The following is a 19,424-nucleotide window of genomic DNA, read 5'->3' on the forward strand; positions in this document are numbered from 1 at the left end:
CCCGTGACCCTGGCGAGTAACACGATGGCTGATTTACCGATCAATGACCTTAACGTCGAATCCAACGAGACCCTGATCACCCCTGATCAGCTCAAGCGCGAAATCCCTTTGAGCGATGCTGCCCTGCAGACCGTGACCAAGGGCCGCGAAGTCATTCGTGACATTCTCGACGGCACCGACCACCGCCTTTTCGTAGTGATCGGCCCCTGCTCGATCCATGACCTCAAGGCCGCCCACGAATACGCCGAGCGCCTTAAAGTGCTGGCGGCTGAAGTGTCCGACACTTTGTACCTGGTGATGCGCGTCTATTTCGAGAAACCACGCACCACCGTCGGCTGGAAAGGTTTGATCAACGACCCGTACCTGGACGACTCGTTCAAGATTCAGGACGGCTTGCATATCGGTCGTCAATTGCTGCTGGACCTGGCCGAAATGGGCCTGCCGACCGCGACCGAAGCGCTGGACCCGATCTCCCCGCAGTACCTGCAGGACCTGATCAGCTGGTCGGCCATCGGCGCACGCACCACCGAGTCCCAGACCCACCGCGAAATGGCGTCCGGCCTGTCGTCGGCCGTGGGCTTCAAGAACGGCACCGATGGCGGCCTGACGGTTGCGATCAACGCCCTGCAATCGGTGTCCAGCCCGCACCGCTTCCTGGGTATCAACCAGGAAGGTGGCGTGTCCATCGTCACCACCAAGGGCAACGCCTATGGCCACGTGGTACTGCGCGGCGGCAACGGCAAGCCCAACTATGATTCGGTCAGCGTGGCGCTGTGCGAACAGGCGCTGAACAAGGCCAGGATCAAGCCGAACATCATGGTCGACTGCAGCCACGCCAACTCCAATAAGGACCCGGCCCTGCAACCGCTGGTGATGGAAAACGTCGCCAACCAGATTCTCGAAGGCAACCAGTCGATTATCGGTTTGATGGTCGAAAGCCACCTGAACTGGGGTTGCCAGTCGATTCCAAAAGACCTGGCCGACTTGCAGTACGGCGTGTCGATCACCGATGCCTGCATCGATTGGTCCGCCACCGAGACCACCCTGCGCAGCATGCATGCCAAGCTCAAGGACGTGTTGCCCAAGCGCAAACGCACCTGACCTTAAACTGCACACACAAAAACGCCGGGCTTAGCCCGGCGTTTTTGATCGTTCCCACGCTCTGCGTGGGAATGCAGCCATGGACACTCCGCGTCCCGCCTCACTCACTATTCAGAGCTTCGCGGCATGGCGCTGATGGCGCTCCATGTAGCGCTCTACGTAAGAGCACGAAGGGATCACGGTGTACCCAGCCTCTTCGGCGAACTTCAACGCTTCCTCGGTCAACGCAGCAGCAATGCCGCGCCCGCGCAATGCGTTGGGCACGAAGGTGCGATAGATGTCCAGGGTCTGTTTGCCCAGGTCCATATAGGTCAGATAGGCACGATGACCGTCCACATTGGTCTCGAACTGATGACCAGCCTGGTCATGGTGGATGGACAACGCCTCGCTCATCACTACTCCTCGCGGGTCTTGGATTTCGACCCCTACCTTACCGATGTTTTTCCGGCGAAGGAACATCTACGCCACCCCGTGCCGGTTTCGACAACGAGAAAACCTATAGCGCTCACAACCAGCACGTAGAGAATAGTAGGCACCAATGCTGCAATAGCTCAAGGCGCACTCGTCATCCCTTGCCGCTGGCGGTTACAGAAAGGGCTTCGATCAATCAATGATCGATAGCCTGAACATTGCCGGCAGTTGAAGCTTGAGACGAACTGCCGCTCTTAAAGTCACCTCTAGATGCGCCTACATGCGCAAAAGATGCCGGGCCAGGCAAAGACCCACCGAAAAAAAGTGTCATCGTAGATATATAAATTTACACCTGCTTACCCAGCCGGATACAGTCTGGCCGGACCTCTCAGGTCGGATCCAGTTCCCGCCGAAATGAAAATTTCTGGACAGTTTTTATACAAACCTCCAAAAGATTAGCCAAAATAGATACGGCACAAGAATTTTTTTTGCTTCTTGCGCTACGTCAGTTTACTTACTACAAGTAATGAGTAGTATGTACGCCGGCTATCAGCTCACCCTGAGAAAGTAGCCATTTAATAGAAAGTCCTTGAAGGGGAACACGATGAACAACGTTCTGAAATTCTCTGCTCTGGCTCTGGCCGCAGTTCTGGCTACCGGTTGCAGCAGCGTCTCCAAAGAAACCGAAGCTCGTCTGACTGCAACTGAAGACGCAGCAGCTCGCTCCCAGGCTCGTGCAGACGAAGCCTACCGTAAAGCTGATGAAGCGCTGGCTGCTGCTCAAAAAGCACAACAGACTGCTGACGAAGCTAACGAGCGCGCTCTGCGCATGCTTGAAAAAGCAAGCCGCAAGTAATAATCCTTCGGGGTTGTTATCAAGCCGATCCATTCTTGGATCGGCTTTTTTATTGCCCGGCATTCAGCCCTGAATCCGGCGCAATAAAAAGCCCGCCGCAGCGCAAGGCCTGGGCGGGCTTGTGATCGAACAGGCTTATTGCTGCAGATCGACTGGCGTGCTCGACACCACCGGTGTGCCGGCACCCGGTACACCAATCTCGGTGGGCAGGCCATCTTCGGCGGCCACCACGTCACGCACCTGATCCCAATTGACGCGCAAATTGTTGGCCAGGTCTTCGCGCTTGAGCAGGGCATTGATGACGGCGGTGTGCTTGTCGACCACCGAAGGCGTGCCATCGTCGTTCAACGGCGTATGCGCCTCAAGATAGACCTTGCCGCCACTGCTGCCGAACTTGTAGGCATCGTTGATGATGCGCACCGATGTACCGACCGGCACCATGTCGGCCATCTCCAGCACGTTGTTATTGAACATGCGGAAGCAGCCGTGGCTTGTACGCGTGCCGATACCAAATTTCATGTTCGAACCGTGGATCAGGTAACCCGGCGTGCCCAAGGTGAACTTGAATGGCCCCAGCGGGTTATCCGGCCCGGCCGGCACTACGTTGGGCAGCGGGTCGCCATTGGCGGCGTGCTCGGCTTTGATGGACGCTGGCGGGGTCCAGGTCGGGTTGGGGATCTTGCCGGTGATGGTGGTGTGCGCGACCGGCGAACCCCAGCCCTCACGGCCAATGCCCAACGGGAAGGTGTACACCACGTTCTGGCCCTTTGGATAGTAATAGAGCCGGTATTCCGCCAGGTTGATCACGATGCCTTCGCGCGGGCCGGGCGGCAGAATGAACCGCGTGGGCAGCACGATCTCGGTGCCCGCACCCGGCAACCAGGCATCCACGCCGGGGTTGGCCGCGACCATTTCCGAATAGCCCAGGTCATAGGTGGTGCCCAGGTCGGCGAAGGTGTCTTCGTACTTGGCCTTGATCACCTGGACCTGACCGACGATGTCTTCACCCGGCGGCGGCAAGGGCAACTGCAAGGCTGAGGCCGAACCGGCTGCACACAGGGCAGCAAGAGACAGGCAGCAGGTAACGACGGAAAGGCGCGACAACATCCGGAAAATCCTTCGCAGAACGACGGGTAGGAAAACACTGATTGTATACGTGAAGCGCGATCCAGGCATCACCCTGCCCCGCTGCTACTCGAAGCGCAGCTCGGGCCAGATCAGCGGCGTGCCACGCTTTTGCGATTCGAGAATCGCCCGGCACAGCGGGCACAGGCGCTGGTCCTGAAAAATAGCACGATCCACTGACGACCAGCGTGGTTGCGCCGGCAATAACGTGCCGCAAAGCGTGCGGTCGATCGAGCCACCCAACTCCAGTTGACGCGCAACCAGATGCACCCGGACTTCCTGGCAGGCGAACAGATCCAGCTGCTCGTCAGGCTCGATCAGTTGGTAGTTGAACAGGGACCAGGCAGGGCGCGACATCGGGGGCTCCAGATCGGGGGGGCGCCACCTTAGCCGAAAGCCTGCCGGTAGAAAAGCGTCATAGCAGCGGTTTTAGCGTCGGCCAGACATTTTCCAGCAACTTGCCCTGTGCACCGACTGCCGGGTGAACCAGGTCGGCTTGCATCAATTCGGGATGACCGCCCACGCCTTCAAGGAAAAACGGCACCAACGGGATGTTTTTTTCCTTGGCCAACGCACCGTAGACCTCAGCAAACGCCGTGGTGTATTTCGGGCCGTAGTTAGGCGGTAACTGCATCCCCAGCAACAGCACCTTGGCACCACCGGCCCTGGACTGGTCAATCATCGACGCAAGATTTTGTTTCAATTGCGCTGGCGGCTGCCCACGCAGGCCGTCATTGCCGCCCAACTCGAGAATCACCACATCCGGTTTATGCTCTGCAAGCGCCGCCGGCAGCCGCGCCAGGCCTCCGGCACTGGTGTCACCACTGATGGAGGCGTTGACCACTTTATCGTCGAAACCTTCGCTCTTGAGCCGTTGTCCCAGCAACGCTACCCACCCTTTGCTGGTATCCAGCCCGAAACCGGCACTGATACTATCGCCAACGATCAGGACTGTACCCGCCGCTGCGTTCTGGGCCATGCACATCAAGGCCAGGCCAGCACTCAAAAACCACATTCGCATCGGATTCTCCATGGGCGCAAGCATTCTCACCGCGCGGAACCTTAGCAAAGTGGTTCCCAGCGCGGAAGGTGAACTGACCATCCTGCACGAACTGAGCCTGGAACTGAACAAGGGCGATAGCCTGGCTATCGTCGGCAGCTCCGGTTCCGGCAAATCCACCCTCCTCGGCCTGCTGGCCGGCCTCGATCTGCCCAGCAGCGGTGAAGTCACACTGGCCGGGCAAGCCTTGAGCACCCTCGACGAAGACCAGCGCGCGCGCATACGCGCCGAGCACGTGGGGTTCGTCTTCCAGTCATTCCAACTGCTCGACAGCCTCAACGCGCTGGAAAACGTCATGTTGCCGCTGGAACTGGACGGCCGCAAAGATGCCCGCGAGCGCGCCACCCACTTGCTGGAACGTGTGGGCCTGGGCCAACGCCTGACCCACTCGCCGCGCCAGCTATCCGGCGGCGAACAGCAACGCGTCGCCATCGCCCGGGCCTTTGCCGCCGAACCGGATGTGCTGTTTGCCGATGAACCCACCGGCAACCTCGACAGCCACACCGGCGAGCGCATCAGCGACCTGCTGTTCGAACTCAACAAGGAAAGCGGCACGACCCTGGTGCTGGTCACCCACGACGAGCGCCTGGCCCATCGTTGCCGACGCCTGATCCGCCTTGAAGCCGGCCTGATGGTCGCGCCCCTGGAGCCTTGATGGCACGTTTGCCGCTGTTGCGCCTGTTCAGCCTTGCCATGCGTCAATTGTTGCGCGACGCCCGCGCAGGCGAATTGCGCGTGTTGTTTTTCGCCCTGCTGGTGGCGGTCACGGCCAGCACCGCCATCGGCTACTTCGGTGCACGCCTGAACGGCGCCATGCTGTTGCGGGCCACCGAATTCCTCGGTGCCGACCTGGTGCTCGAAGGCAGCTCGCCGGCCCGCCCCGAGCAAATCAGATCAGGGACGGAGCTGGGCCTGGATCACGCGCGCATTGTTGAGTTCTCCAGCGTTATCGCTACCGATAATGGCATCCAGCTCTCCAGCATCAAGGCGGTCAACGAGCAGTACCCGTTGCGCGGCGAACTCAAAAGCGCCACACAGCCATTCGGCGCAGAAACGGCGGGAGGCGGCCCCAAACCAGGCGAAGCCTGGGTAGAGGCCCGGCTGCTGACCGCGCTGGACCTCAAAGTCGGCGACAGCATCGACGTGGGCATGAAAACCCTGCGACTGACGCATATCCTGACCTACGAGCCCGACCGCGCCGGTAACTTCTACAGCCTCACGCCGCGCGTGATGATCAACCTCGCCGACCTGGATGCCACCGGCGTGGTGCAACCCGGCAGCCGCGTGAGCTATCGCGAACTGTGGCGTGCGCCCCAGGGCAGCACGGCGCTGCAAACCTATCGCGACCTGGTCAAGCCGGGCCTTGCCGCCAACCAGCGCCTGCAGGATTCGCGTGACGGCAACCAGCAGATCGGCGGCGCCCTGGGCAAGGCCGAGCGTTACCTGAACATGGCCAGCCTGGTGGCAGTGCTGCTGGCCGGCGTGGCCGTGGCGCTGTCGGCCAACCGCTTCGCCAGCCGCCGTTTCGACGCCAGCGCGCTGTTGCGCTGCCTTGGCTTGTCACGCCGCGAAACGATGCTGCTGTTCAGCCTGCAATTGAGCGTACTGGGCCTGTTGGCCAGCCTCACCGGCGCCGTGCTCGGCTGGCTGGCGCAATTTGGCCTGTTCTATTTCCTGCATGACCTGCTGCCGGCCGACGTGCCGCCCGGCGGGCTGTTGCCGGCAGTGGCGGGCATCGGCACCGGGCTGGTCGCCCTCGCCGGCTTCGCGTTGCCGCCACTGGCAGCCTTGGGCCGGGTGCCGCCGCTGCGGGTATTGCGACGCGACATGCTGCCGATCCCTTCCAGCACCTGGATGGTCTATGGCGCTGCGTTGTTCGCCCTTGGCCTGATCATGTGGCGCCTGAGCCTCGACCTGGTGCTGACCTTCGCGTTGCTCGGCGGTGGCGTGATGGCGGCACTGATTCTGGGTGGTTTACTGCTGTTGTTATTGCAAAGCCTGCGTCGTTTATTGGCCCGCGCTTCCCTGCCCTGGCGCCTGGGCCTGGGCCAGTTGCTGCGCCATCCATTGGCGGCGGCCGGGCAGTCCCTGGCGTTTGGCTTGATCCTGTTGTCCATGGGCTTGATCGCCCTGCTGCGCGGCGAATTGCTCGACACCTGGCAAAACCAGCTACCCAAGGACGCCCCCAACTATTTCGCCCTGAACATCCTGCCGGCCGACAAAGACGCCTTTGGCGCCCGCCTGCTGGAATTGCAAGCGCAAGCGGCGCCGCTGTACCCGGTGGTGCCGGGCCGCTTGATCAGCATCAACGGCGAGCCGGTGCAGGAGATTGTCAGCAAAGATTCCAGTGGTGACCGCGCTGTGCAGCGCGACCTGAGCCTGACCTGGGCAGCCGACCTGCCACCGGGCAACGTCCTCACCGCAGGCGCTTGGTGGTCACAGCAACCGGGCGATGGCATCCCAGGCGTATCGGTAGAAGCCAAGGTCGCTGAAAGCCTGAAGCTCAAGCTCAATGATCATCTGGTGTTCACCGTCGGTGGCGAGAACCGTGAAGCACGGGTGACGAGCCTGCGGACCATCAACTGGGACAACTTCCAGCCCAACTTTTTCATGATTTTCCAGCCCGGCACCTTGAAGGACCTGCCCGCCACTTACCTGACCAGCTTCTACCTGGCGTCAGGGCATGACCAGCAGATCGTCGACCTGTCCCGGGCCTTCCCGGCCGTCACCATCCTGCAGGTCGAAGCCTTGCTGGAGCAGTTGCGCAGCATTCTCGCCCAAGTGACCCTGGCGGTGGAGTACGTGTTGCTGTTTGTGCTGGCGGCGGGCATGGCGGTGTTGTTTTCGGGCCTGCAAGCCACCCTGGATGAGCGGATTCGTCAGGGCGCGCTATTGCGTGCCCTGGGGGCCGAGCGCAAGTTGCTGGTCAAGGCGCGGCGCATCGAGTTCGGCTTGCTCGGCGCGGTCAGTGGCCTGCTGGCGGCCCTGGGCACCGAGTTGGTGACCTGGGTGCTGTACCGCTACGCCTTCGACCTGGCCTGGCATCCGCATGCGTGGCTGCTGCTACTGCCGGTGATCGGCGCCGTGCTCATCGGCGGCGCCGGTGTCTTCGGTACGCGTCGGGCGTTGAATGCCAGCCCATTGACGGTGTTGCGCGAAGGTTGAAACCAGCGATGGCCTGCACGCCCGACGGCGTGCCGGCCAGCGTTTATTTCACATACTCGATACCGGTAATCCACCAGCACACCTCGCCGGTCGGCGTCTGCACCATAGCCTCATCGTCGACCTCCTTGCGCAGCAGCGCCCGGGCCATGGGTGAGTCGATGGAGATGTAATCCATGCGCTCATAAATTTCGTCATAGCCGACGATACGAAACCGCTTGGTCTCGCCCTGCTCATTTTCGATATCGACCCAGGCGCCGAAAAACACCTTGCCCTCCTGCTCGGGCATGTACTCCACCACCCGCATATCTTCCAGGCGCTTGCGCAGGTAACGCACCCGCCGATCAATCTCACGCAGCAGTTTCTTGTTGTACTGGTAATCCGCGTTCTCGCTGCGATCTCCGAGAGACGCCGCCCAGGTCACCTTGCGCGTGGTATCCGGGCGTTTTTCACGCCACAGGTAATCCAGCTCTTTTTTCAGCGCCTCATGACCTTCTTTGGTAATCAGCTTGGTACTCAAACGCGTGCATCCCCAGACAATGTCCAATGGTGCCGATGCCAAGGCAGCATGCCCTGGCGCCGGCCGGCTGGGGTTGATGATAAATGAACCCTGAAAAGTAGCCAGACCGCAGAACACATCAGCTTCAAGCCTGGCCATCCAGGGTTTGATCCAGTTCCAGAAGCACACTCTGCAGGCGCTGGCGTATTCCGGCCACCTGCGACAGCGCCAGCGTCAACTTCTCAGCCTTCTGGCCAACTTCAAGGTTTCGCGCCTGCAACTGCATTGTTTGCTGCTGCAACTCTCGGCTCTTGTCCTCCAGCTCAGATTGCTCCTGTTCGAGTCGGGTTTGCCACTGCTCAAGCATCTGCTCTCGCTCGATTGTCGCTTGCTGTTGCTGCGACAGCTCTTGGGCGACCTTGGCCAGGCGGGTCAGCGTGCTGTCGACCTCGAGCAACGAGGCATGCTCCATCTGGGGGGCAGGTGGGCGCGCTGCAGGCGCGGCCGGCTCAACCTGAACCGGGGGCACACTGAGCTCGACCGGTTCCGGTTCCGTCTTTGGTTGTGGTTCTGGTTCCGGTTCTGGTTCCGGCTTTGGTTCTGGCTCCAATGCCTGCTCCTGAGCTATCGCGACGGGTGCCTCCAGCGGTTGTGCCTTGAGCGGCTCGGAAACCGGAGGCTCAGCGGAGTTGGCTGGGTTCGTGGGCCTGGGCGGGGAAATCATCTGCGATGAGAAGCGAATCGAAGGCACGATCAACGAAGCACTTTCGATGGCCGGCAGTGCGGGCGCGGACATGCCCAGAGTAATAACCTTCATGACCAGGGCCTTCTTGATGATCATTGAATGATGATCTTCCGGTCTGGCAGGCGGCAACTTGCAGCCTTTCAAATCAATAAAATGGAAAGGGATCGAGGACTCGCTAACAGTGCCGGTCTTGGATCCGGATGCTGCCGCTGCCACGAGGATTTGCTTGAACACTTGCATGGCAACTTGCAGATCTTCCTTGGACTCGACCCCACCCAGAAAATACCGATCGAGTTTCTTGCGGAGCGCCGCGATGTAGACCCTGGAGTTACCAGGTTCGGTCTCTTCATCCAGGCTATAGACCAGAAAGTTTGAATCGGTCTGTGCAACGGCAAATCCGCAAAGTAATGCACCGTTGATCGGTGTGTCCTGACCGCTGCGTTCAAGAACAAGCGTGCGAAGAAGCATCATGATATTCAGGCCTTATTGCGAAAGAGTAAAACTTATTTGAACGCCAGATAAACACCTGGCCGTTAACAAGCCTCGGAACAACGCAATTGTTTCAGCAAGTTATCTGATTCGGCGTAGGACTTATCTGATAAACATGTCCCCTTGTTCCCAAGTCCAATGATTAAACGTATCTTTCTCGGCGCTTACCGTGCATGACGGTACATGTTCCTACGCCTCGCAAAACTTATTCGGTAAAAAGATGCTCGAGATAAGCAGCCTGACAAAGCGTTTGGGCAAAAGAAACATCATCACTAATGTCTCATTTTGTGCCCAACGCCAGGAATGCATAGGCCTGTTCGGGGAGAATGGCGCAGGCAAGACCACTCTACTGAACGTGATAGCCGGGTTCGCCAAACCTTCTGCGGGGCATGTGACTGTCCAGGGCTTCGACACTCAGACGCAGCCAGTGCAGGCGCAAAAAAACCTCGGTTATCAGCTCCAGGGCGGCCTCAGCCATCAGACACTGTCGGTCAAAGGCGTGCTCAATTTCATTGCCGCCGTTCGCGGCTTCAGCGGTGCCGAAAAACGTAGCCGTGTCGATCGGGCCGCCATGCGCCTGGAGCTGTCACGGGTGCTCGATACACCGATTGCGGCGCTTTCGATCGGTTTGAAACGCAGAGTAGCAATCGCCCAGGCGATCCTGCACGGCCCCGGCCTGCTGTTGCTGGATGAGCCGACCGAGGGGCTCACACCGGATCAACTGCTCAGGTTCAAGACACTTATCCAGGCGCTGACCGAAGACATGGCCGTCATCATTGCCTCCCGGCACTGCGACCACCTGTCCGGGCTTTGCACGCGCGCCCTGGTTATCGCCGGCGGGCACCTTGTGGCAGATACCCCACTGCCCGACTTGCAGCGCAACTCGCGGCATTACCGAGCCGTCACGCTGGCCGCAGAAACACCCCTGGATTTACTAGCCCTTGCCGTATTACCCGGCGTGGCAGGTATAGAAGAGGACCGGCATGCACCCGGCACCGTGACCGTTCTGGCCATGCCCGGGCACGCCATCTACCCCCATATCAACGCACTTATCGCCAGCCGCGGCTGGAACATAACGTCACTGAATCTGGAGCCAGGTCGCCTGAACGAAGTCGTTCAGCATCTGAGCCACGAGGTCACCCTTTGAAACTGCTGCCTGTCATTTTCAAACGCCAACTCGCCAGTTATGCCTGTACACCCAGCACGTACCTGGGTATTGCCGCGTTTCTGGTTTCGTGCGCCACCCTGGGGTTGTATACAAGCAAGTGGCTGGAACAGGACAGCGGCGACCTGCAGGTATTTTTCCAATTGCACCCTTGGCTCTACCTGCTGCTGATTCCCATGTTGTCGACACAACTATGGTCGGACGAACACCACGCCGGCATGCGCGACACGCTGAAGACTCTGCCTATCACCGGCGCAGAGCGGGTTATCGGAAAGTTTCTGGCTGCGTGGGTCGTGTGCGGTATCGCATTGTTGCTGACGTTCCCACTGGTGATCCTCGCCAACTACCTCGGCACCGCCGATAACCGTGTTATCTCTTCACAGTTTCTAGCCAGTTGGTTGCTGGCCGGCGCCTATCTTTCTGTCGGATGTTTTACTTCTACCCTGACCCATCAACGTTTGGCTGTGTTCCTTATAACGGTGGTGATGTTACTGGCTGCCAGCGGACTTTCATCGGTTCTCGACGCACTTGAGCATCAGGCGCCGATCTGGGTCATAGACAGCCTGGTCTCGATTAATCCTATCTCGCGCTTCGGTGCTATCGACAACGGCAAACTGACACTGCATGACGGCTTGTACTACATCAGCATGATCCTTGCCTTTCTCTCGGCATCCACAGTCATGCTCAATTACAAAACCCGTTGAGAAGGAAAGCAAACGATGCGTTCCACTCTGAGTACAGGTATGACGCTGCTGGTCATATTGCTGCTTTTCCTTGCATTTAATCTCGCCTGGGTCGGCAAACTACCGAATATCCGCTGGGACTTCTCACAGCAGAAAATCCACACTTTATCGTCCCCTGCGCGACAACTGCTTGCCACTCTGGAACACCCACTGGATCTGTATTACTTCAACTCAAGTAATGACCCGAGAAGAAGCCAGGCAATAAACCGCTATGGCGAACGAGTGGAAGATTTACTCAAAGAGTTCGAAAAAGCGTCAAAGGGCATGATTAACCTACATGTTATAGATCCGACACCTTATTCAGAGGATGCCTACAAGGCCGGCCTGTTCGGATTGGATGACAAGCAAGGCTTTCTTGGCCTCATCGGCACCCGCGCAGGCCAGCCCGCACAACGTATCAAAGTACTGCGCCCGGCTGACGAGCCCTTGCTTGAGTACGAAATCAGCCATCTGATCCACCAACTGATGCACCCCGAGCTCCCCACCGTCGGCGTATTGACGGGGTTGGCATTGAACGCGTCTGGGGAACAAGTGCTGGCCCAGATGCATCGGCATTTCAATTTGGTCGGCCTGGCATCAAGCACCCCGACCGTGCCCGAATCGATCCAAACCCTGATGGTTGTACACCCGCGCGCCCTGCCGGAACAAACCCTGTATGCGATTGACCAGTTTGTATTGAGGGGTGGCAAACTGATGCTCTTTATTGACCCGGTGAGCGAGGCCGAGACAAACGCCAAGCCCACCGACACAAGGCTGGACGGGCTATTGGCGGCTTGGGGCATTCAGATGCCGGCGGACAAACTGTTGATCGATCACGCTTTTGGTTCAGGCGCGCCGGCGGTACGGCACCCGGCCAGGCTGAACCTGCCTCGGCACGCGATGGCCGCCAACGACGTGAGTGTCTGGAAACTGGATACGGTCATCGTATCGAGCAGCGGTGCGCTGTCGCGCGTGAGAAAAAGCCGCACCACGCTCACGCCCCTGTTGCAGAGTTCCCGGCGCTCCACCCTGCTGGACTCAGGCCGCTTTGCAGCAACGTCTGCAGCCGACTTACTGGCTGAAGGGATACCGGCTGCCACGCAACCCCACATGATCGCGGCGCGCCTTGAAGGCCCCGCCTACTCGGCCTTTCCGGATGGCGTTGGCGAACAACGTGCCGGTCTGCAAAAGGCTGCGCATATCGAGGTGGTGGTAGTCGCCGATACCGATTTGCTGATGGACGCTGTGATCGACTCTGCGCCCAATAGCAACGTGATGTTTGTCTTGAATACCCTGGATAACCTTGCGGCTCCCGACGTGCTCGCAAACATTCAACCGCGTACAAAGGTCAGCCATTCTCCCCACGCACTGGAGCAACTGCGCGAGGCTGCAGAGCGGGCTTATGCGCAAAAGGCCGGCGAACTGCAAAGGCGGCTTGAGCACACCGAGCAGGAATGGCAGCGCTTGAATCCACCGAGTATCGGCTTCGGCACCCGCGCGGTGGATACGACTATCCAATTGCAGGCGCTCAACAAGGAACGCCTGCGCCTGCCCATGGAGTTGCAGGCACTCAAGGACCAGGCGTATGCATCTGTGAATCAAGTGGAGCGCAATCTCAAGTTGTTGATGATCGGCGCGGTGCCGTTGCCGTTATGCCTGATCGCCTGTGCAGTGTTCCTCTACCACCGGCGTCGTCGATCGGCGGCTGTCGTTCACTGATCAGCCGTCAACGACGCGCAATCAGCCCTTGCCGGGCGATGCGCGTCAGTTGGCGGATCACTTCCTCGGCATCGCCGGCACTGGGCGCCTGGATAACGGCAAGATCAAAACTGTTGCTGGCAAAACGTCTCAGGGAATCGCCATCTTCCACAAACTGGATCAGAAACGCTGAAGGGCGCCCTGTGCGGCGCGGCCAGCCGTCCAGGTAACGCAACAAGGTCGGCTGATGTTTGCCACCCAGCAGGATCTTGGGGTTGCGTTGAGTCAGGTCCGCAGTGATCGGGGCCAGGCGTATGAGGGGGCGTAGTGCATTCATCGTGTCGTGTCTCTGCCTCAAAAGTCTGCGGGCAGGTGAGAGGCAACACCGAACCAGCGCTTTAGCGGTATTTCGAAACCTGACTCATGATGAGTGCATGCTTCTGTCGGGCTGCATTGAGTCCCAGTGGCGCCCCGCAATTAGCTGTTTAAATCGGCGCATGAGCAGCATCCTAGAGAAGCCGGTGGGGCGATGTCAAGAATCCCGAGCAATGAAAAAGCCCGCTCATGGCGGGCTTTTTCAGGACGTTACGCGACCGATCAGTGGGCGATGGCACGGTCGACGGACAGTTTGCCGGCGCCTTCGAACAACACCGCCAGCGCACCGCCAAGCAAGGCCAAGGCGAACTCATAACCGTTGTTGGCCATGAACAGGCCGTTATGGATATGCACCGAGAAGATCGCCACCAGCGACAGGAAGGCCAGGCCCAACGCCGCCGGGCGCGCCAGCAAGCCGATGATCAAGGCCAGCCCGGCGAAGAACTCCGTACCGCCGGACAACACCGCCATCAGCGTGCCTGGGGTCAGGCCGAGGCTTTCCATGTACTGCGCAGTACCGGCCAAACCGCCGCCGCCAAACCAGCCAAACAGCTTTTGCGAACCGTGGGCGGCGAAAACGATGCCGACAAAGATTCGCAGGATGGTCAGGCCGTAACCGGCGCGAGTGGACAGAATGCGAGTGATCAGTGGGCTCATGGTGATAATCCTTTTCAAAGTAGGGGTTGGTTGGCCGCTATATTAATCGGATCATGCAATGATAAAAGCGCAAAAATCGCCTAATACTTATCGATAAAACCGATTATTTTCGTGAGGCAATTTTCGGCGCCGACGGCTCCAGGGATTCACGCTCCCGATCAAACGCCAAGTAATACTTGTTCACGCTATTAACATAGCTGACGCCGCCCATTCCCACCTGCTCCATGGCAATACGCTCGACCTGGAAAAACCACTGATTGGGGTTCAAGCCCCGCCGGCGAGCCTCTGCACGCATACCCTGGACCCGCTCCGGCCCCATGTTGTAAGCCGCCAGCACAAAGGCCATGCGCTCGCGCTCGTTGAGTTTGGGGCTGGCGAAGAACTTGCGACGGATCATCGCCAGGTAGCGCGCACCGGCCTGCACATTGCTGTCCAGGCTCTCGATATTGTTCACCCCCACCCGCTGCGCCGCCGATGGCGTGATCTGCATCAGGCCGGTAGGCCCGCCGCTGTTACGCGCGCCAGGGTCCAGAGCGGATTCCTTGAACGCCAGCGCGGCCAGGTTCAGCCAGTCCATGCCCTGCTCACGGGCGTGCTTTTGCAGCACCGGACGCAATTTCTCCAGACGCTGACGGTCGGCGCGGGCCAGCGGATTACGCACCTGGTAAAGACGTCGATAAATACGCTGGAACGCCACGTCCTGGTCGGACGGCGTGCGATAAGTCTTGAGAAAGCGATCGATACTGGCCCGCAGCATCGAGGCATCCTGGCGCACAAACCAGTATTCATCACCCGGTGCGCTGATGACCACCTGCCGATCAAAACGTAACTTGGGCAGGATTTTCGACCAGCGCTCGGCAATCGGCTTTTCGACAATGGTGAGGTGGAAGATCCCGGCCTGGACCATCTCCAATACGTCCTCCACGGCCAGCGTCGGGTCCACCCACTCCACCTTCACGGGCGCACGCTTGTGCAGCGCCAGTTGCTGGTTGACCTGACTGATCGCATCCGCCGCCGCACTGCCGGTGGTCAACGCCAGGGTGCGCCCGGACAATTGCTCCAGCCTGGTAAACCGTCGCTCCCCCTTCACGCCCACCAGCCACAGCGGCACACCACTGGCAATCGGGTCGCTGGTGCTGATCTTGTGCGTGGCCTTTACATCGAGCAGTTCACCCGGCGCCACCAAGTCGCCTTCGCCACGGGCCAACGCGCCAAGCAATTGGTCCTTGGCCTTGGGAATGATCTTGAGGTTGATGGCTTCTCCATCCCGGGCGTGGCCGTTCAGGTATTGCTCGAAGGCGCGCAGACGATGATATTCGACGCCGATGGCCTGGCCCTGGACCTCACCGGAACTGTTACGGCTCTGGTTGACCAGCACACGCAGGGTGCGGCTGGAACGGATCTGCGCCAAATCACGGACCTTGCCGGGCTTGGTCACCTCCAGCGGCCCGTCGAGACGCGCGACCGCCGCCGTGGGCAGCAGTAACGTGAGGCACAACATAAGCAACGCCGAGGGTCGGATCATCCGCTCTCCGGAAAGAATACTGGCCAGCCATCTCGTGAAAGACGAGAAGCTGGAGGTCAGAAACAGAGCGCTTCAAGCGCTGGCAAGGCACGCAACGGTGGCGTCGGGGCAGGCGATGGGCCAGCCACAATGTCACTTGCGACGTTCAAAGACAGCTATAACGCGTTGTAGTTCTTAGTTTTTCTTATAAATCTACAGCTCTGATATGCTTTCCGGCCGCAGGCGGAGCTAGCACCATGCAACTCATTGATATCGGCGTCAACCTGACCAACCCCAGTTTCGACGAGAGGCACCAGGCCGTTCTCGACCGAGCCTATGCCGCCGGCGTGCAACAATTGGTGCTCACCGGCACCAGCGTCGACGGCAGCGAACAGGCTCTGGAATTGTGCGTAAAACTCGATGAAAGCGGCCAACGCCTGTTCAGCACCGCCGGCATTCACCCGCACTCGGCCAGTGACTGGAACGGCGACAGCGCCCAGCGTTTGCGCGGGTTGCTCAGCGAAAGCCGCGTGCGTGCGGTGGGCGAATGCGGGCTGGACTTCAACCGGGACTTTTCCCCGCGCCCGCAGCAGGAAAAAGTCCTCGAAGCGCACCTGGCACTGGCGGTCGAGCTGAAACTGCCGGTGTTCCTGCACGAACGTGACGCCAACCAGCGCCTGCTGGAGATTCTCAAGGATTACCGCGATCACCTGACCGCCGCCGTGGTGCATTGCTTTACCGGCGAACAACAGGCGCTGTTCAGCTACCTCGACCTCGACTTGCACATCGGCATCACTGGCTGGATCTGCGACGAGCGCCGTGGGACGCACCTGCATCCGCTGGTCAGGGAAATTCCCCGTGGCCGCCTGATGCTGGAAAGCGATGCGCCGTACTTGCTACCGCGCACCTTGCGGCCCAAGCCGAAAAATGGCCGTAATGAACCGGCTTATTTGCCGGAAGTGCTGCGTGAAGTGGCCCTGCATCGCAATGAAACGCTGGAGGACCTGGCCGAACACAGCACCGCCTGCGCCCGTGGGTTTTTTGGGCTGCCCCCAGTGGATTGATGCGGCGCATTGACCCATGTCAAAAACACTTTCCTGAGTAGCGGCACAATAATGGCACCTTGCCAATGCTGTTTCCGCTATCAGAGAAAACCTTCCATGGGTGCCTGGCTTAGCAATATCTCGCTGAAATACAAATTCTGGGCCGTGAATGCGGTCGCTTTCGTCACCACCCTGCTGCTGGTGCTGTACGCCGTGCAGCTTGAGCAACAGGCCCGCAGCGAGGCGTCCCGGGACTCGGCGCAGGCCCAGGCGCGACTACTCGGTGCCTGGCCGGCCGACACCCCATTACCCAAAGATGAACATTGGCTGACCTTTACCCGCGGCCAAACCCCATCGTTGGCTGATCAGGATCTGTCCGCCTTGAGCACTGCCAGCGGTTGGGTTGAACTCAATCACATGCCCTTGTTCGGGGAAAACCCACTGATCGGCGCCGAAGTCCTCACACGGGCCGATGGCCAACAGATTGCCGTGCTGGCCTACGGCCGCAGCCTCAGCCAAGTCTTCGGCGAACGCTTTGCCAACTATGCCGTGGCCGTGTTGATCCTCATGCTAGCGATGCTCGGGGCCTCGCAGTTGCTGATCCGCTTCCTGCTCAGCCAACTCAACACCCTCAAGGACGTGATGCTGCACGTGGAGAAGACCGGCGACCTGTCGGCTCGCGTGCCCCTGGCGTGCAAGGACGAGGTGGGCCAGATGGCCAGCGCCTTCAACGCCATGCAAGCCGGTTATCAGCGCGTGGTCAGCACCGTGGCGCGCACCGCCCAGCAACTCGACGATGGCGCCGCACGCCTGGCCAGCAGCATGAACGAGGTGCAGCACGGCATGCTCGGCCAGCAAAGCGAAACCGACCAGGCCGCCACCGCCATCAATGAAATGACCGCCACCGTCTACCATATCGCCCAGCATGCCGGCGCAACCCGCGACCTGTCCCAGACCGCCGACACCCTCGCCGGCAGCGGCCAGGAAGTGGTCACCCGGGTACAGCGTTCGATCGCAGGCCTGTCCACCGGCGTGCAGCAGACGGCCGAAATGATCCAGAAACTCGCTGAAGACAGTCAGAAAATCAACGGGGTGGTCGGCGTGATCCACAGCATCGCCGAACAAACCAACCTGCTTGCCCTCAACGCCGCCATCGAGGCCGCCCGCGCCGGCGAAATGGGCCGTGGTTTTGCCGTGGTGGCCGACGAGGTACGCAACCTGGCCAAGCGTGTGCAAAGCTCCACCGATGAAATCACCCGTATGGTCTCGGCGCTGCAAGCCGGCACCCGCGACGCGGTGGACTTTATGCAGGAAAGCTCGTTCAAGGCCGACGACTGTGTGCAACAGGCCCAGGATGCCGGTGCCGCACTGGCCGAAATCACCAGTGCCGTGGCACAGATGCGCGAGAGCAACACCCAGATTGCCGTGGCCGCCGAACAGCAGAGCCATGTTGCCGAGGAGATGAACCGCGCGGTGGTGAGCATTCGCGATGTGACCGAGAACACCGTGCAGCAGACGGTGGAGTCGGCCACCACCAGCAATCAGCTGGCGACCTTGGCCGGGGAATTGAGCAAGGCGATCGGGCAGTTGAAGCTATAAGCCAAACAAGGCTGGCTATGGCCTCCATAGCGAGCCTTGATTCGCCGCCGCACCTGCCTGCGACCTAAACTTTGTCCATGTTGTTTCAACGGACAGAGGATTGATCATCATGGGCAAACGTCACCCCAACTTCCCCGCCTGGCAATGGCGTACTCAGCCACAGGCTCATCAGCACCCCACCAACCTGGGCCTGCAATTGATTGCGGTACCTTTGCTGATCATTGGTTTTCTGTTGTTGGTGTCAGGCGTGTTCAGCTTCAGCCTGGCCAGTGTTGCCATCGGCGTCGTCGGTTTGTTGGCAGGCGTGGCGCTGCAACGCCACGGCCGCACGCTGGAAGCCCAGGGCAGCCAGCACTTCTGAGGCTCAGGCGAAGACCACTACCGTCTGGCGGCTGATGGCGATCAACTCGCCGCTCGGGCTCCACAGCGCGGCAGCGGCATGGCCGTAGCCGTCGCGGGCGTGCTCGATGTTGACGTAGTACTGGCACCAGTCGAGGGTGGTCAGGTTTTGCAGCGGCTGGATAAACTCGATGGTCCAGGTCAGGGTGCTGCCCGGCGCGGGCTTGGTCAGGTGCGGCAGCAAGGCCGGTGGCCAGGCGTCGACCAGAGCAAGAATATGCGACTCGGTCAGCGGTTCTTCCTTCACGTCCCCACGCAAACGCACCCAACCGCCCATGTCGCGGGATTTAGTACCGGTAAACGGCAGGCCGCCGACACTCCAGCGCATCGCCAAGTGGCGCATGAATTCTGGGGTAACGCCCTTGATATAGGGCAGCTCCTGGCACTCATCCCAGTGTTTGAACAGCGGCGGCGCCTCGCTTGCCACGTCAATCACCGACTCGCGGGCTGCGCCAAAGCTGGCTTGTACCAAGGTCGCCACTTCGCCGTTCTGCACCACACGGCCGAGTAACTGGCTGACCGCTTTGCCTTCGCGCAGCACTTCGACCTGGTAACTGGCGGGTACATCCGGGGCGACCGGGCCGACAAAGGTGATAGCCAGTGAACGCAAAGGGCGATCCGACGGCACTTTGGCGCGCAAGGCTTCGTATTGCAAGGCAGCCACCAGGCCACCAAACGTCGCGCGGCCCTGGGCCCATTCGGCGGGGATGGTCACTTCCAGCGGGTTGTTACGGGCGGCATCGAGCAAATCACTAAAGCGCATGACAACCTCACATCCAGAAAACCGATGCCGGGATCTTAACCAGCAGGCTGG

General features: G+C 59.9%; 19 protein-coding genes and 1 pseudogene. 10 read left to right on the forward strand and 10 right to left on the reverse strand.

Features of this window, described 5'->3' with window-relative positions; translation table 11 throughout:
- Window positions 1–24 precede the first annotated feature (24 nt).
- Window positions 25–1,101, forward strand: coding sequence for a 3-deoxy-7-phosphoheptulonate synthase (locus BLV67_RS08060; RefSeq protein WP_017136144.1), 1,077 nt, complete (start codon window positions 25–27; stop codon window positions 1,099–1,101).
- Between the two features lie 111 nt (window positions 1,102–1,212).
- Here the strand turns inward: BLV67_RS08060 and BLV67_RS08065 are convergent, their stop codons facing one another.
- The gene (locus BLV67_RS08065) at window positions 1,213–1,494 is read right to left on the reverse strand and encodes a GNAT family N-acetyltransferase (RefSeq protein WP_003189869.1); all 282 of its coding nucleotides are present in this window, start codon (window positions 1,492–1,494) and stop codon (window positions 1,213–1,215) included.
- A 622-nt stretch (window positions 1,495–2,116) separates the two neighbouring features.
- On the opposite strand from BLV67_RS08065, the gene oprI reads away from it, so the two are divergent.
- Window positions 2,117–2,368, forward strand: coding sequence for an outer membrane lipoprotei OprI (gene oprI / locus BLV67_RS08070; RefSeq protein WP_003172710.1), 252 nt, complete (start codon window positions 2,117–2,119; stop codon window positions 2,366–2,368).
- A gap of 135 nt (window positions 2,369–2,503) precedes the next feature.
- Here the strand turns inward: oprI and BLV67_RS08075 are convergent, their stop codons facing one another.
- From BLV67_RS08075 to BLV67_RS08085, 3 genes are all read right to left on the reverse strand, one after another.
- Window positions 2,504–3,475 carry a L,D-transpeptidase family protein gene (locus tag BLV67_RS08075; RefSeq protein WP_065929721.1) on the reverse strand — a complete coding sequence of 324 codons (972 nt, stop codon included), beginning with the start codon at window positions 3,473–3,475 and terminating at the stop codon, window positions 2,504–2,506.
- An 84-nt stretch (window positions 3,476–3,559) separates the two neighbouring features.
- Window positions 3,560–3,850: a hypothetical protein gene (locus BLV67_RS08080; RefSeq protein ID WP_017136142.1), complete on the reverse strand. Its 291-nt coding sequence runs from the start codon at window positions 3,848–3,850 to the stop codon at window positions 3,560–3,562.
- A 58-nt stretch (window positions 3,851–3,908) separates the two neighbouring features.
- Window positions 3,909–4,514, reverse strand: a complete 606-nt coding sequence (locus BLV67_RS08085) for an arylesterase (RefSeq protein ID WP_065929720.1) — start codon at window positions 4,512–4,514, stop codon at window positions 3,909–3,911.
- Between the two features lie 10 nt (window positions 4,515–4,524).
- On the opposite strand from BLV67_RS08085, the gene BLV67_RS08090 reads away from it, so the two are divergent.
- Entirely contained in the window at window positions 4,525–5,208 is a 684-nt protein-coding gene (locus BLV67_RS08090; protein ID WP_017136140.1) for an ABC transporter ATP-binding protein, read from the forward strand.
- Entirely contained in the window at window positions 5,208–7,718 is a 2,511-nt protein-coding gene (locus BLV67_RS08095) for an ABC transporter permease (protein ID WP_069788692.1), read from the forward strand. The genes BLV67_RS08090 and BLV67_RS08095 overlap by 1 nt, the downstream gene beginning before the upstream one ends.
- A gap of 43 nt (window positions 7,719–7,761) precedes the next feature.
- Here BLV67_RS08095 and greB read toward each other — a convergent pair whose 3' ends face one another.
- On the reverse strand, window positions 7,762–8,235 hold the full coding sequence (gene greB / locus BLV67_RS08100; protein ID WP_056857197.1) for a transcription elongation factor GreB: 474 nt from the start codon (window positions 8,233–8,235) through the stop codon (window positions 7,762–7,764).
- Window positions 8,236–8,359: 124 nt separating this feature from the next.
- Window positions 8,360–9,430 (reverse strand): hypothetical protein, encoded by a 1,071-nt coding sequence (locus BLV67_RS08105; RefSeq protein WP_069788691.1) that lies wholly within the window; start codon window positions 9,428–9,430, stop codon window positions 8,360–8,362.
- Window positions 9,431–9,668: 238 nt separating this feature from the next.
- Here BLV67_RS08105 and BLV67_RS08110 point away from each other — a divergent pair, with 238 nt between their 5' ends.
- Genes BLV67_RS08110 through BLV67_RS08120 form a run of 3 tightly spaced genes read left to right on the forward strand, consistent with a single transcriptional unit; the run spans window position 9,669 to window position 13,054 of the window.
- Window positions 9,669–10,595, forward strand: coding sequence for an ABC transporter ATP-binding protein (locus BLV67_RS08110; protein ID WP_065911983.1), 927 nt, complete (start codon window positions 9,669–9,671; stop codon window positions 10,593–10,595).
- Window positions 10,592–11,317 carry an ABC-2 transporter permease gene (locus BLV67_RS08115; RefSeq protein ID WP_065911928.1) on the forward strand — a complete coding sequence of 242 codons (726 nt, stop codon included), beginning with the start codon at window positions 10,592–10,594 and terminating at the stop codon, window positions 11,315–11,317. The genes BLV67_RS08110 and BLV67_RS08115 overlap by 4 nt, the downstream gene beginning before the upstream one ends.
- Window positions 11,318–11,332: 15 nt before the next feature.
- Window positions 11,333–13,054 (forward strand): GldG family protein, encoded by a 1,722-nt coding sequence (locus tag BLV67_RS08120; RefSeq protein WP_069788690.1) that lies wholly within the window; start codon window positions 11,333–11,335, stop codon window positions 13,052–13,054.
- Window positions 13,055–13,061: 7 nt separating this feature from the next.
- Here BLV67_RS08120 and BLV67_RS08125 read toward each other — a convergent pair whose 3' ends face one another.
- The 3 genes from BLV67_RS08125 to BLV67_RS08135 form a co-directional block, all read right to left on the reverse strand.
- Complete coding sequence (locus tag BLV67_RS08125) at window positions 13,062–13,370, reverse strand: hypothetical protein (protein WP_065911930.1); 309 nt, start codon at window positions 13,368–13,370, stop codon at window positions 13,062–13,064.
- 260 nt (window positions 13,371–13,630) lie between these two features.
- Window positions 13,631–14,065, reverse strand: coding sequence for a DoxX family protein (locus BLV67_RS08130; protein ID WP_056857202.1), 435 nt, complete (start codon window positions 14,063–14,065; stop codon window positions 13,631–13,633).
- A gap of 103 nt (window positions 14,066–14,168) precedes the next feature.
- Window positions 14,169–15,590: an MltF family protein gene (locus tag BLV67_RS08135; protein ID WP_065911932.1), complete on the reverse strand. Its 1,422-nt coding sequence runs from the start codon at window positions 15,588–15,590 to the stop codon at window positions 14,169–14,171.
- A gap of 236 nt (window positions 15,591–15,826) precedes the next feature.
- Between BLV67_RS08135 and BLV67_RS08140 the strand changes: the two genes are divergently transcribed.
- The 3 genes and pseudogenes from BLV67_RS08140 to BLV67_RS08150 all read left to right on the forward strand — a co-directional run.
- Window positions 15,827–16,633: a TatD family hydrolase gene (locus BLV67_RS08140; RefSeq protein ID WP_065911935.1), complete on the forward strand. Its 807-nt coding sequence runs from the start codon at window positions 15,827–15,829 to the stop codon at window positions 16,631–16,633.
- 96 nt (window positions 16,634–16,729) lie between these two features.
- Complete coding sequence (locus tag BLV67_RS08145; RefSeq protein ID WP_069788689.1) at window positions 16,730–18,211, forward strand: methyl-accepting chemotaxis protein; 1,482 nt, start codon at window positions 16,730–16,732, stop codon at window positions 18,209–18,211.
- 109 nt (window positions 18,212–18,320) lie between these two features.
- A pseudogene (locus BLV67_RS08150) lies at window positions 18,321–18,569 on the forward strand (terminase); the annotation flags it as partial.
- 6 nt (window positions 18,570–18,575) lie between these two features.
- On the opposite strand, the gene BLV67_RS08155 reads toward BLV67_RS08150, so the two are convergent.
- Window positions 18,576–19,373 (reverse strand): acyl-CoA thioesterase, encoded by a 798-nt coding sequence (locus tag BLV67_RS08155; RefSeq protein WP_069788688.1) that lies wholly within the window; start codon window positions 19,371–19,373, stop codon window positions 18,576–18,578.
- Between the last annotated feature and the right edge of the window lie 51 nt (window positions 19,374–19,424).

Source organism: Pseudomonas salomonii (assembly GCF_900107155.1).
GTDB classification, from domain to species: domain Bacteria; phylum Pseudomonadota; class Gammaproteobacteria; order Pseudomonadales; family Pseudomonadaceae; genus Aquipseudomonas; species Aquipseudomonas salomonii.

What these genes read in the sequence shown, in the direction of transcription:
- BLV67_RS08155 (WP_069788688.1), bottom strand. Translation starts at nt 19,373, where the DNA reads ATGCGCTTTAGTGATTTGCTCGATGCCGCCCGTAACAACCCGCTGGAA.
- BLV67_RS08120 (WP_069788690.1), top strand. Translation starts at nt 11,333, where the DNA reads ATGCGTTCCACTCTGAGTACAGGTATGACGCTGCTGGTCATATTGCTG.
- BLV67_RS08075 (WP_065929721.1), bottom strand. Translation starts at nt 3,475, where the DNA reads ATGTTGTCGCGCCTTTCCGTCGTTACCTGCTGCCTGTCTCTTGCTGCC.
- BLV67_RS08135 (WP_065911932.1), bottom strand. Translation starts at nt 15,590, where the DNA reads ATGATCCGACCCTCGGCGTTGCTTATGTTGTGCCTCACGTTACTGCTG.
- BLV67_RS08060 (WP_017136144.1), top strand. Translation starts at nt 25, where the DNA reads ATGGCTGATTTACCGATCAATGACCTTAACGTCGAATCCAACGAGACC.
- BLV67_RS08110 (WP_065911983.1), top strand. Translation starts at nt 9,669, where the DNA reads ATGCTCGAGATAAGCAGCCTGACAAAGCGTTTGGGCAAAAGAAACATC.
- BLV67_RS08130 (WP_056857202.1), bottom strand. Translation starts at nt 14,065, where the DNA reads ATGAGCCCACTGATCACTCGCATTCTGTCCACTCGCGCCGGTTACGGC.
- BLV67_RS08065 (WP_003189869.1), bottom strand. Translation starts at nt 1,494, where the DNA reads ATGAGCGAGGCGTTGTCCATCCACCATGACCAGGCTGGTCATCAGTTC.
- BLV67_RS08140 (WP_065911935.1), top strand. Translation starts at nt 15,827, where the DNA reads ATGCAACTCATTGATATCGGCGTCAACCTGACCAACCCCAGTTTCGAC.
- BLV67_RS08125 (WP_065911930.1), bottom strand. Translation starts at nt 13,370, where the DNA reads ATGAATGCACTACGCCCCCTCATACGCCTGGCCCCGATCACTGCGGAC.
- BLV67_RS08080 (WP_017136142.1), bottom strand. Translation starts at nt 3,850, where the DNA reads ATGTCGCGCCCTGCCTGGTCCCTGTTCAACTACCAACTGATCGAGCCT.
- BLV67_RS08095 (WP_069788692.1), top strand. Translation starts at nt 5,208, where the DNA reads ATGGCACGTTTGCCGCTGTTGCGCCTGTTCAGCCTTGCCATGCGTCAA.
- BLV67_RS08085 (WP_065929720.1), bottom strand. Translation starts at nt 4,514, where the DNA reads ATGCGAATGTGGTTTTTGAGTGCTGGCCTGGCCTTGATGTGCATGGCC.
- BLV67_RS08105 (WP_069788691.1), bottom strand. Translation starts at nt 9,430, where the DNA reads ATGATGCTTCTTCGCACGCTTGTTCTTGAACGCAGCGGTCAGGACACA.
- BLV67_RS08145 (WP_069788689.1), top strand. Translation starts at nt 16,730, where the DNA reads ATGGGTGCCTGGCTTAGCAATATCTCGCTGAAATACAAATTCTGGGCC.
- oprI (WP_003172710.1), top strand. Translation starts at nt 2,117, where the DNA reads ATGAACAACGTTCTGAAATTCTCTGCTCTGGCTCTGGCCGCAGTTCTG.
- BLV67_RS08090 (WP_017136140.1), top strand. Translation starts at nt 4,525, where the DNA reads ATGGGCGCAAGCATTCTCACCGCGCGGAACCTTAGCAAAGTGGTTCCC.